Consider the following 11,314-nt stretch of genomic DNA (forward strand, 5'->3'; position numbering starts at 1 on the left):
TTTCATTAATATAGCACTAGAACTGAATTTTTCTGCCGTTTTCCACTACCTGATAGGTCTGACTTTGCAGATCAATTTCTGCTACTGCTGTTACAGACTTGTCTTTATTTTGACGTTTGATTACAATGCTGTGAGCTGTTGGTGTTTCTATCTCAATAGTCCCTTCTAGGTCAAAGGCCTCTGATTTATTACGGAAAGAAAATAGATTGAGAAGGGCCTTCACCACAGGACGTTGAACTTCTTCTGCTATTTCCTCATTGCTATAGTAATGACGATTAATATTTCGACCTTCTTTGGTTTCTTCTAATAATTTCAAGTCATTCTTACCTGCTAATAGACCCACATAGTAAACCTGAGGAATGCCTGGAGCAAAAGCTTGAATCAAACGAGCGAGGAAGTACTTGACATCATCATCTCCAAGCGCAGAATAATAGGTTGAATTGATTTGGTAGATATCTAGATTGTTATACTCTGCACTAGAGTACTTACGTTTGACATTCGCTCCAACCTTATAGAGCTCATTTGAAGCATAGTCAATTTCTTCATCTGTCAGGATATCCTTGACATCCACCACTCCAATCCCATCATGAGTATCTAGTGTCGTAAATTGCTTCATCGGGCTCATCTTTAACCACTTAGCCAAACGCTCTGTTCTGGAACTGTAAAGAGTATAAAGAGTCACCATTGGAAGGGCAAAATCATAAACATAGTAATCATGGTCCGCTATTTTAAACTGAATCGAATAGTGTTCATGAATCTCAGGTAAGAGCTCTGTCCCATACTCAGCAGCGATATCTCGGACTTTGTCCAATAAATTCCAAATATCTGGTTCCACAAAGAAATCATTGGTATCCAATTTCTTCACTGCATAAGCAAAGGCATCTAGACGAATCAAATCACACCCATTACTTGCCAGGTGCTGAATGGTCTTACGGATGAATTCCATTGTTACTTCCTTGGTCACATCAAGATCAATCTGCTCCTCACCAAAGGTATTCCACAAATGTTCTACTGAACCATCTGCAAAAACGATCTCCTGCTTTGGCGCACGATCCTTGCGCTTGTAAATTAAATCTACATCAGCTTGTGTCGGACAATTTTCTGGCCAAAACTTATCCCAGTTTAGAAAGAGATCTTTGAATTCACTAGCTTCATGTTTTTCTTGATAGTCCTTATAATATTTAGATTGACGAGAAATATGGTTAATCATAAAGTCGAACATAAGATAATATTTCTCACCTAAACGCTTAACATCCTCCCAATCACCAAACGCTGGATCCACTTCATCGTAGTCAACTGGCGCAAATCCACGATCACCTGTTGACGGGAAAAATGGCAGAAGGTGAACTCCCCCAATAGCATCGCCAAAATGTTCTTCCAAATTCTCATACAAGTCTTTAAGGTTATTCCCAAGACTATCTGAGTAAGTAATCAACATAGTTTTATTTTGAATGGTCATAGATGGTCTCCTTTTTCTGATGAAAGCCAAGTCTTATATGACCTGGCTTCGTAAATGAAAGATATTTTTAGATTTTTGTTCACTTCGAACTCGGACTAATATAGACTGCAAGCAACTAAATACGACTTTCTGTTTTCTACATAGAATTGTCAACAAGCTGAACTGTTCCTCTATGTATGGAATTATAAATTCCCTAAGCACTTTCCTACTTCACTGCCCCGTTACTCATTCCTGAAATGATATGTTTTTGGAAGATAAGGTAGACAATGGTTATCGTTACAATTCCCACAATATAGGATGCAAAGCTTGGACCATAGTCATTGAAATACTGACCTTGGTAGTTGTATTGGAAGAGAGGTAAAGTCCACATCTTGGAATCCTTATTCAGAATCAACAGTGGCAACATAAAGTCATTCCAGAACCATAATGCATTGATAATCAAGGTTGTAGCATGCATGGGCTTCAGCATTGGAAAAATGATTCGGCGATAAGTTGTAAATCGATCAGCCCCATCAATTTCCGCAGCTTCATCCAAACTATCTGGTACACTGATTTTAATATAACCAACATACAAGAAGAGAGTCTGTGGAATCGCATAAGTTAGATAGAGTATTACCAACCCCCACATATTTGCTAGACCAAGTTTACTCATCATAACGGTAATAGGAATCATGATCACCTGAAATGGAACAAATATCCCTAAAATCAAGAGTGAATACATAATTGCAAAAGCTTTTTTCTTGGACATATTTCGAGCAATGGAGTAAGCTGCAGCTGGTATAAATAAAGCTACTACAATCAATGATAACACCGTAATAACAGCTGAATTCCAGAAATAGCCTCCAATTCCATCCGAAATCAAGCGTTCATAATTACTTAAAGTAAAAGGATTGGGCAAACTAAAGAAATGATTCATGATATCCTTAGTTGTTTTGAAAGAACTAAATACTGTTACCAATAAAGGAACAAGTATAAGGATACCACCTACTATCAAGAGGACATACTTCCAAAACTGATTCAATTTTTCTTCTTTTTTCATGTGTAGGACTCCTCTATTAGATTTCAAATTTCTTTGATAGTTTGATTTGGATAAGAGAAATAATTCCAATAATTAAGAATAAAATCAAGGCAATTGCATTCGCATATCCATATTGATTACTCTTGAAGGCATAATTGTAGACCAAAAGTCCAAGAGAAGTTGTAGCATTATTTGGGCCACCACTCGTCAACGCAAATATCTGGTCAAAGGCTGTCAAACCGGACTTTAGAGCCAGAATAAAAACCATAGAAATCGTTGGTAGCAAATAGGGTAATTCAATCTTCCAAAAAGTTTGTTTACTTGTTGCACCATCAATTGATGCAGCCTCTAAAATATCACTTGGAATACTCTGAAGACCTGCAAGAAAGAGAATAATTGGCATTGCTACTCCTTGCCATAAAAGAACAAAAATAGTTGCCACTACTGCTCCGATTGGTGTTCCTAATAGACTTTCTTGTAAAAAACTGATCCCTAAAATTTTTCCAATCGTTGGAAGACCATAATTAAAGAATTGTTTAAAAATCAAGGAAACTGTCAAACCAGATAAAACAGCCGGGAAAAAGAACCAAGCTCTAAAGAAGGTCTGTCCCTTCATCTTAGAATTTAAGGCTCGTGCCACAACCATCCCAATCGTAATCTCTCCAATAATCAATGCCAGAGTTAAAATCAAAGTAAAGGCTATGGCTGTGAAGAATTTCCCATCAATCATCAGCAATTTGTAGTTATTTAAACCAACAAATTTATAATTATAGGTCAATCCAGTCCAGTTAGTCAAACTATAGAAAGCACCTTGCACCATCGGAAAGTAAAAGAAGATAGCTTGTAATGCAAGCGGGATGATCAAAAAAGTCCAACCCCAGTATTTATTTAAAAATTTTCGAATAGCCATATCATCTTAACTCCTATTCTAGTCCAAATCTGCCTTCATTGGATTAAAGAAAGCATTGAGATTGTTTGCCATATTTTTCAGATTTTTATCTATCAAATAACCTGCACTTAGATTAAAAAAGTCTTCTTCAGAGTTCCAGTGTTGGCCCAACCAAACATAATGTTTATCCGTAAATGCCAGTTTAGAAATCTCTGCAAGCGCTGAATCTTCTTTTTCCTGTATACCCTTCACCGCAACTGGTGACCCATCTACATCATAGTATGACTGCATAGCTTTTGGACTAGTCATATAGTTGATAAATTCTTCGGTTTCTTTCGGATGTTTGGTAGTAGCTGAAGTTGATAATGCCATGTCTCCTGCACCAACAGTGACTTCTTTTCCTACTTCTTCTCCTGGGAAGGCAAACATCCCCACCTCAAATTTTGGATCCTGTTGATTAATTGCCGCTAATGCCCATGATCCTTGTGGCATCATCAAGGCTTTTTCACTCGAAAATGCTACCACCGCATCATTATAAGAGGCACCACGCCAACCATCTTGAGCATTATCCGCCAACAAATCTAGTCGTTCTGCATCTGCTTTTAAAATAGCATCATCTACAGAGATAGCGTTTGGTTTTGAAAAGCGAAGGTAGTTATTAGCCGCATCTCCACTACCTGTAATAGTAATGAGAGAAAGTTGGTGGTAACCATTTAATGTCCAGCCTTCATTGCCTGCAACTGCAAATGGAGAATTTCCACTATCTTTTATCTTTTTAACAATCTCTTGAAATTCTTTAAAAGTCTTCGGTTCCTCAAGTCCTAATTCTTTAAATTTTGTTTTATTGTAATAGATTCCATAAAGGTTGGCCGTTAAAGGCACACTATAAACTTTGTCATTAATCGCATACTTTTTAGCATAGTCATTCTTAACGTTCTCAAGATAGGATTTCCCTGTCATATCTGCAAAATAACCTGCCTTAGCCCACTCTTGGAAATCCATATTTTGAGGGTAGATATTGACAATATCTGGCACGTCCCCTGATAAAACACGCGTTTTTAGGACAATACCTGCTGCGGGCACTGTTGTCAACTTCACATCAATATTAGGATATTCCTTCTCAAAATCATCCACTATTCTTTGCAAGGTATCTGCCATCTCGGTCTTCTGGTTAAAAAACTCAATCGTTACCTTTCCATCAGTTGACTCCTCTTGACTACTACAAGCTGACAGTCCCAAAAGGCAGAGTCCCGTAGTAGCAATTAAGCTCATCTTTTTATACCATCTCATGATTTTATCTCCTTATCTTCTAATGAAATGTAACTGACTACTGAGATAATCTCCCTGCAGAAGCTCCATTGTAATGCCCGCATACATGAGTTCTGCACCCGAGTAAACAATGTTTGTCCCTTCCAACTCATAAAGTCCTTCCTCCTCTAAGTCTTTTAGTTTCAAGGTTGTTTCCATTGTTTCCACAACTGATAGGACTCGGACGTAGGTTACAATCGTCTGATTTTCATAGTTAAATTGTACAGCTACTTCATTGGATGTAGCATCTGGATTAATTAACCTATACTGACGTCCTAACTGGAATACTGGTCTTAATTCTTTATACAAGTTCACCTGATTAGCAATCTCAGCCTTCTCTTCATCTGATAAACTTGTCAAATCAAGCTCATAACCCAAATTTCCCATCATTGCCACATGACCACGAGTTTCTAATGGCGTCATTCGTCCCATCTGATGATTCGGTACTGCTGACACATGAGCTCCCATGGAAATAGTTGGATAGAGATAGGATGAGCCGTATTGAATTGGTAAACGTGCAATGGCATCAGTATTATCACTAGCCCAGACCTGTGGGAAGTAACGCATCATACCAAGATCATTTCGACCACCACCACCAGAGCAGGACTCAAAGAGAATATGGCTGTGCTTCTCTGTCAGGTAAGAAACGAGTTCATAAAGTCCTAACATGTACTGATGAGATTGCATCTGTGTCTCTAGATAGTTCGAACCATTCCCTAGCTTAGTGATATTGCGGTTCATATCCCATTTGATGTAGTCAATCTTATGATGAGAGAGGAGTTCATCTAAAACATTTTTCAGATATTCTACTACCTGGGGATTGGCAAGATTAAGTACTAATTGATTCCGAGAGTAAGTATGCTCATATCCTTGAACCTGAATGGCCCAGTCAGGATGTTTACGATACAAATCGCTATCAACAGAAATCATCTCCGGTTCTAACCAAAGACCAAACTGCAAACCTCTTTCATGGATAGCTGAAATCAGACTTTCTAGACTTCCACCTAGTTTTTTCTCATTAACAACCCAATCACCTAAAGCACGATTATCATCAAAGCGATTACCAAACCAACCATCATCTAATACAAAAAGTTCAATACCAACTTTCTTAGCCTCATCTGCCAACTCTAACAGTTTTTCTCTTTGAAAGTCAAAGTAAGTTGCTTCCCAGTTATTGATTAGAATTGGACGCTCTTTTTTAGAAAACTGACTTGGCATAATGTGCTTAAGTACAAAATTTTGACTTTCATGGCTAATACCAGTTAATCCCTGATCTGAAAAGGTCACTAAAGCTACCGGTGTTTCAAAGTTTTCCTCAGGATTTAACTTCCAAGAAAAATTTTCTGGATTAATCCCAATAGCTACCCGAACTTCATTCAACTGATTCTTTTGGACAAAAGCTTCGAAGTTTCCACTATACATTAGTTGCAGGGCAAACACATTTCCAGCATCCTCTGTGACTCCTTGATCACATAATAGAAGAGCTGGTGTTTGAGCATGACCAGAAGCACCACGGTTCGAACTAATTGAAAAGATTCCTTGTTCTACCTGTTGACGTCGAACAGTCTTTTCACGAGCATAAGCACCCTGCAGAGTTACAATTTCGTAAGCCGCAGCAGGAAAATCAGCCATAAAAGAAAAGTTCTTGTGGATGACAACTTCCTGATTACTATTATTTTCCAATTTACTGTAGCTAGCAATTGTCGCATCATTATCAAAAGCAGTATAATAAAGCGTCAGACTAAGTTTAGCTTGAGGATCTTTTAAAATCAAGACAAGAGTCTCTGTATCATCCATGCTATGAGGAGAAGGTAAGCCCTGTGGACCATTCTGACCTTTTAAAATCTTTGCTTCTACAAATCGAAAGTCTGTTACTTCAGTTGCATCGTGCTGAACCTGTAAAGTTGGTTTCCTAAAATCACCCAAACCATGTTGTCCAAAAATCTGACGTTGCGTATCCAAACTAAAGGTTCGATTAGTAGCTATTGGATTACCAGAAAAAGCATGATCGCGTTCATAAACACTATTGGAACCTCTATAGTTCTTAATAGTCTTTCCTAAATGTTTTAATAATAAGAACCCATCCCTATTTTCAATAATCAAACTTAGACCTTTACTCTCAACGTAAAATAGATTATTCTCTATTCGAACTCCCATATATTTCACCTCATCGATTTCCTGATAAAATTTTAGCAAATAAAAGCGCTTTCTAAAATAGAAAAATGTCTACAAAGTATGGTAAAATGTTAGGTAGGAGGTGGCCCATGCTCGTTTTTTCAGAATACCAGACTGGAACAATTGATCTTTCTCTTAGCTTTTACGGTTATGAAGAATGTACGCCTAACTACTCTTTTGGCCCAGCTATTCGAGATACCTATGTACTACATTACATTACTAAAGGAAAAGGTCAATTCCATTATAAGGGTAAAATTGTTGATTTAAAGGCAGGAGATTTCTTTTTACTAAAACCAGATGAATTAACCTTCTATCAAGCAGATAGCCAGAATCCTTGGGCTTACTACTGGTTAGGGATTACTGGAGGGAGGGCACCTGACTATTTTGCTCTGTCTCAAATTTCTGATCAATCCTACCTCATCCAGTCAAAAAACTGTCATACACAGACAACTGCAAAACTCATTGAAAATATTGTCCGTTTTGCTCAGGTAACAAAATCAAACGAACTAGCACAACTCCATATCATGGGGCAACTTCATGAATTGATGTTTCATTTAGGAACGATTGCTCCTAATCAGAAAAAAAAGAATATTTCATCAACCCACCAACTCTATCTTGACTGCAAACGATTGATAGATAGTCACTATCCACAATCGCTCACCATTCAAGATTTAGCTAAAGAGCTATCGGTTCATAGAAGTTACTTAACTAGTGTGTTTAAAGAATTTCACCAACTCTCTCCAAAAGAGTATCTACTCTACGTTCGGATGCATCGTGCACAACAACTTCTGGAACATACTGAAGAATCTATTAAAGTCATTGCATACTCCGTGGGTTTCTCAGATCCACTCCATTTCTCAAAAGCCTACAAGCAGTTTTTTCAAAAAACACCGAGTCAAACTCGAAAAGAACTCTCTCACTCCCTCTTAGCTAGAAAGGAAAATCAATGAAATCACACCAACTAGTCTACCAAATATTAGCTAGAGAAAACGACTATGTTAGCGGAGAAAAAATTGCAGAAGAACTGTCGTTAAGTCGTACATCCATATGGAAGGCAATTCAACGCCTCCAACAAGAAGGGCTCGTGATTGACAGTATTAAAAATAAAGGTTACAAACTTATTCAAGGCGATTTGATCCTACCTGATTTGATTCAAGAGAAAACCAACTTAACCATTCGCTACAAACCTGAAACTAAATCAACCCAAACAGATGCAAAAGAGGGTATTGAAGGTGGAAGCCTGGGAAATAGTCTCTATCTTTCCACATGTCAAACAGCAGGTCGTGGTCGCTTTCAACGCCCCTACTATTCTCCATCTCAGGGAGGTATTTATATGTCATTACATATTCAGCCAAATCTCACCTATGACCAGCTTCCTGCCTACACATTACTTACAGCAGGTGCCATTTACAAAGCCATTAAAAACCTCACCTTGATTGACGTGGGTATCAAATGGGTAAATGATATCTACTTTAAAAATAAAAAAATAGCAGGTATCCTAACCGAAGCCATGACGTCCGTGGAAACAGGCCTAGTAACAGACGTCATTATCGGCGTTGGAATCAACTTTGCCATCAGCGATTTTCCAAAAGAGATAAAAGAAAAAGCTGGAAGTCTCTTTACACCACCAGCTCCTATCACACGAAACGAACTAATCTCAGAAATTTGGCGCTGTTTCTACCAAACAGCACCCGAAGAACTACTCTATCTTTATAAAGAACACTCTCTTGTTCTAGGAAGAGAGGTCAGTTTTATCCAAGATCAGACTGAAAAAAAAGGAGTCGCCAAGGACATCTCCGACAAAGGACAACTCCTTATCCAGCTTGATGACCAGACAGAAATCTGGCTCAATAGTGGCGAAATCTCACTCACTAGCTGGACTTAACAAACAGCACTATATGATGTCTAGAACCTCATCTAGCAAGCATATAGTGCTTTTTGAATGTAGAAAGCAACAGATATATAAATAGCTGGCTTCCTGTCAACAATTTACAGGTTAATAGCTTTCGAAGCATTCTTTTTATATGCCGTGCTATGTACCAAAGAAACCCCATAGCAGTGATTTTCGTGTCCAAGCATGACCAATGGAAGTGCAAAAACTTTAACAGCATACAAAAGCAGCCAAAACATAACGACTTCAGCTTTTATATTCACCAAATTTTTACTAAACATCTCGTACAAGAACCATGCATTTAAAGCCATATTGAAGAGACTTGCCAACGTTGCTGAGACTATATTGGTTTTCAATTTTGGATGATAACATTTAGCCACATATAAGGCCAATATTGAAATATTATAAAGGCAAATCGGCTGATAATTTTCTCTATAAATAACCAGCGTCTTACGATTATAGAACGGGAAACCATGAGGTCCACGATGATATTCATTGATCCAGACATGGCTAAGACCTCTAATCTCATCCCAAGCTATAAATAAATCAATTTTTCTTAGATAAATCCCAGTTTTATGGATTAAACACTTCCATTTGAACATGAAAGATAAAAGAAAAGTAAGGAGCAAAACCGCAACTGTAACAATCTTCAACTCCTCTTGCCCGATAGTCAAAGATAGGTTAAAAAAGCGAATTTGCGCTTTTTTTGCATCTAAGATCATTGAAATCACAGTTAGAAATACTAGAAAGATAAATAGTATAAATCTATAAAAAATACTATGAAATTTTACTCCATTTTTCATCTCGATTATCCCCAGCCACTTAAAGTCCCTAACCTTAGTATACCACTAAATCTAGTCTATTTATGATTTTTTCTAGTATGAAAGTTACTGAAACAGCATTAGATAATAGAGCTCTATAATTCTATAATGAGCAAAACCACTATGGAGATTATAGAGCCTATTTGTTGGCTTGAATTGTCAAATTAAGTGTGCATTTTATCACAAAACTACTTGATATTAAAGACCCTAACATCAAGAGTGTAGATATTATCAATATGGATCCCCCAAAAGGAAATCACTGAAGAAATATGATTTTCAAAAAAATCTAAAATCCCTTATCTAGAATGTGCGAGATACAAAAGGCTGATTCGATTGAGAAAACGGTGTTTTCGCTGTAAAGTCCGTGGAAAAATGGCTGTCGCAAAGACTCCCTTAGTCAAGAAAAACCACCAAATCGCTCAAAAATTAATCGAGAAAGTCCCTATGACGGTCGTCGCTGAAAGCTTGGCTATCTCCCACTTCCACCGTCATTCGTAAACTGAAAGAGCTCAAATTCAAGACAGATTTATCTTCCAACTCACATGTCTTGGGATAAATACAGCTTCAAGAAAGGTAAGATGAGCTTCATTGCACAAGATTTTGATTCAAATAAGATCCTAGCTATCTTAGACAGACGGACTCAAGCAACGATTCGCAATCATTTCCTTCGTTATTCTAGACAGGTCCGAAATGGAATGAAAGTCATTAAAATGGACATGTTTAGCTCCTACTACGACATCGCTAAGAAACTCTTTCCTTCTGCTAAAATCATCCTCGATTGCTTTCACATTGTACAAAATCTCGGCCGTGCTATGAGCTGCCTTCGCATCCAAATCATGAATCAGTTTGATAGGAGATCGCACGAATATAAGGCAATCAAACGCTACTGGAAACTCATCCAACAGGAGAGTCGGAAACTAAGTCATAAACGCTTTTATCGCCAGACCTGAAAAAACACTATAATCTCTATCAGCTCTTGCTTTTTAACTTTCAGAACAAGGAGGCAGAGAATTTTTTCGAACTCATTGAAAATAATCTCAAGCTGGTTCATCCTCTTTTTCAGACTGTCTTTAAAACCTTCCTCAAGGATAAAGAGAAGATTGTCAACTCCCTTCAGTTACCTTATTCCAACGCAAAATTGGAAGCGACTAATAATCTCATTAAACTCATCAAACGAAATGCCTTTGGTTTTCGGAACTTTGAAAACTTCAAAAAAAGGATTTTCATCGCTCTCAACATCAAAAAAGAAAGGACGAAATTCGTCCTTTCTCGATCTTAGCTTTTCTTCAACCCACTAGAGTTGATAAAGATTCTCAAATTGTATCACGGAGAATGAGGGATTCGAACCCCCGCGCCAGTTACCCGACCTAACGATTTAGCAAACCGTCCTCTTCAGCCTCTTGAGTAATTCTCCAAAATATTTAATTAATAGGTATAAGTTGATTTAAACTCCTACACTCGCTTTATAGCTCTCTGTATACGGAGAATGGGGGATTCGAACCCCCGCGCCAGTTACCCGACCTAACGATTTAGCAAACCGTCCTCTTCAGCCTCTTGAGTAATTCTCCTATTAATGGGCACGAGTGGACTCGAACCACCGACCTCACGCTTATCAGGCGTGCGCTCTAACCACCTGAGCTACGCGCCCAAGTTAAAAACTTGGTAATTTGAACAAAGTTCAAAGCGGGTGACGAGAATCGAACTCGCGACAACAGCTTGGAAGGCTGTAGTTTTACCACTAAACTACACCCGC

The 11,314-nt window shown here is 38.0% G+C and carries 8 protein-coding genes, 4 tRNA genes and 1 pseudogene; 3 read left to right on the forward strand and 10 right to left on the reverse strand.

The genetic code is table 11. From position 1 onward, the window contains the following. Positions 1-16 precede the first annotated feature (16 nt). From gtfA to MK403_RS05040, 5 genes are all read right to left on the reverse strand, one after another. Positions 17-1,459, reverse strand: a complete 1,443-nt coding sequence (gene gtfA / locus MK403_RS05020; RefSeq protein ID WP_268709150.1) for a sucrose phosphorylase — start codon at positions 1,457-1,459, stop codon at positions 17-19. 205 nt (positions 1,460-1,664) lie between these two features. Continuing rightward, entirely contained in the window at positions 1,665-2,498 is an 834-nt protein-coding gene (locus MK403_RS05025) for a carbohydrate ABC transporter permease (protein ID WP_268709151.1), read from the reverse strand. A gap of 16 nt (positions 2,499-2,514) precedes the next feature. Next, positions 2,515-3,387, reverse strand: coding sequence for a carbohydrate ABC transporter permease (locus MK403_RS05030; protein ID WP_268709152.1), 873 nt, complete (start codon positions 3,385-3,387; stop codon positions 2,515-2,517). An 18-nt stretch (positions 3,388-3,405) separates the two neighbouring features. Further along, the gene (locus tag MK403_RS05035) at positions 3,406-4,656 is read right to left on the reverse strand and encodes an extracellular solute-binding protein (RefSeq protein ID WP_268709153.1); all 1,251 of its coding nucleotides are present in this window, start codon (positions 4,654-4,656) and stop codon (positions 3,406-3,408) included. A 12-nt stretch (positions 4,657-4,668) separates the two neighbouring features. After that, positions 4,669-6,831: an alpha-galactosidase gene (locus MK403_RS05040; RefSeq protein WP_268709154.1), complete on the reverse strand. Its 2,163-nt coding sequence runs from the start codon at positions 6,829-6,831 to the stop codon at positions 4,669-4,671. A 107-nt stretch (positions 6,832-6,938) separates the two neighbouring features. Here MK403_RS05040 and MK403_RS05045 point away from each other — a divergent pair, with 107 nt between their 5' ends. Together MK403_RS05045 and birA are read left to right on the forward strand one after the other, a co-directional pair. Then, positions 6,939-7,799 (forward strand): AraC family transcriptional regulator, encoded by an 861-nt coding sequence (locus tag MK403_RS05045; protein WP_038804460.1) that lies wholly within the window; start codon positions 6,939-6,941, stop codon positions 7,797-7,799. Beyond that, positions 7,796-8,734, forward strand: a complete 939-nt coding sequence (birA, locus tag MK403_RS05050; RefSeq protein ID WP_268709155.1) for a bifunctional biotin--[acetyl-CoA-carboxylase] ligase/biotin operon repressor BirA — start codon at positions 7,796-7,798, stop codon at positions 8,732-8,734. Before MK403_RS05045 ends, birA begins: the two co-directional genes overlap by 4 nt. Positions 8,735-8,838: 104 nt before the next feature. Here birA and MK403_RS05055 read toward each other — a convergent pair whose 3' ends face one another. Continuing rightward, on the reverse strand, positions 8,839-9,543 hold the full coding sequence (locus MK403_RS05055) for a hypothetical protein (protein ID WP_268709156.1): 705 nt from the start codon (positions 9,541-9,543) through the stop codon (positions 8,839-8,841). A gap of 173 nt (positions 9,544-9,716) precedes the next feature. Between MK403_RS05055 and MK403_RS05060 the strand changes: the two are divergent. Next, a pseudogene (locus MK403_RS05060) lies at positions 9,717-10,840 on the forward strand (ISL3 family transposase). A gap of 47 nt (positions 10,841-10,887) precedes the next feature. On the opposite strand, the gene MK403_RS05065 reads toward MK403_RS05060, so the two are convergent. The 4 genes from MK403_RS05065 to MK403_RS05080 all read right to left on the reverse strand — a co-directional run bounded on the left by MK403_RS05065 (position 10,888) and on the right by MK403_RS05080 (position 11,314). Next, positions 10,888-10,975 (reverse strand) — tRNA-Ser (locus MK403_RS05065). 66 nt (positions 10,976-11,041) lie between these two features. Then, a tRNA-Ser gene (locus tag MK403_RS05070) sits at positions 11,042-11,129 on the reverse strand. A gap of 6 nt (positions 11,130-11,135) precedes the next feature. Then, positions 11,136-11,209 (reverse strand) — tRNA-Ile (locus MK403_RS05075). A gap of 34 nt (positions 11,210-11,243) precedes the next feature. Then, positions 11,244-11,314: transfer RNA gene (locus MK403_RS05080), tRNA-Gly, on the reverse strand.

Origin of the sequence: Streptococcus oralis (assembly GCF_026782285.1) — a bacterium.
Taxonomy (GTDB): Bacteria; Bacillota; Bacilli; order Lactobacillales; family Streptococcaceae; genus Streptococcus; species Streptococcus oralis_CG.

Coding starts and splice junctions, on each gene's coding strand:
- MK403_RS05035 (WP_268709153.1), bottom strand. CDS start 4,656: ATGAGATGGTATAAAAAGATGAGCTTAATTGCTACTACGGGACTCTGC.
- MK403_RS05040 (WP_268709154.1), bottom strand. CDS start 6,831: ATGGGAGTTCGAATAGAGAATAATCTATTTTACGTTGAGAGTAAAGGT.
- birA (WP_268709155.1), top strand. CDS start 7,796: ATGAAATCACACCAACTAGTCTACCAAATATTAGCTAGAGAAAACGAC.
- MK403_RS05055 (WP_268709156.1), bottom strand. CDS start 9,543: ATGAAAAATGGAGTAAAATTTCATAGTATTTTTTATAGATTTATACTA.
- MK403_RS05045 (WP_038804460.1), top strand. CDS start 6,939: ATGCTCGTTTTTTCAGAATACCAGACTGGAACAATTGATCTTTCTCTT.
- gtfA (WP_268709150.1), bottom strand. CDS start 1,459: ATGACCATTCAAAATAAAACTATGTTGATTACTTACTCAGATAGTCTT.
- MK403_RS05030 (WP_268709152.1), bottom strand. CDS start 3,387: ATGGCTATTCGAAAATTTTTAAATAAATACTGGGGTTGGACTTTTTTG.
- MK403_RS05025 (WP_268709151.1), bottom strand. CDS start 2,498: ATGAAAAAAGAAGAAAAATTGAATCAGTTTTGGAAGTATGTCCTCTTG.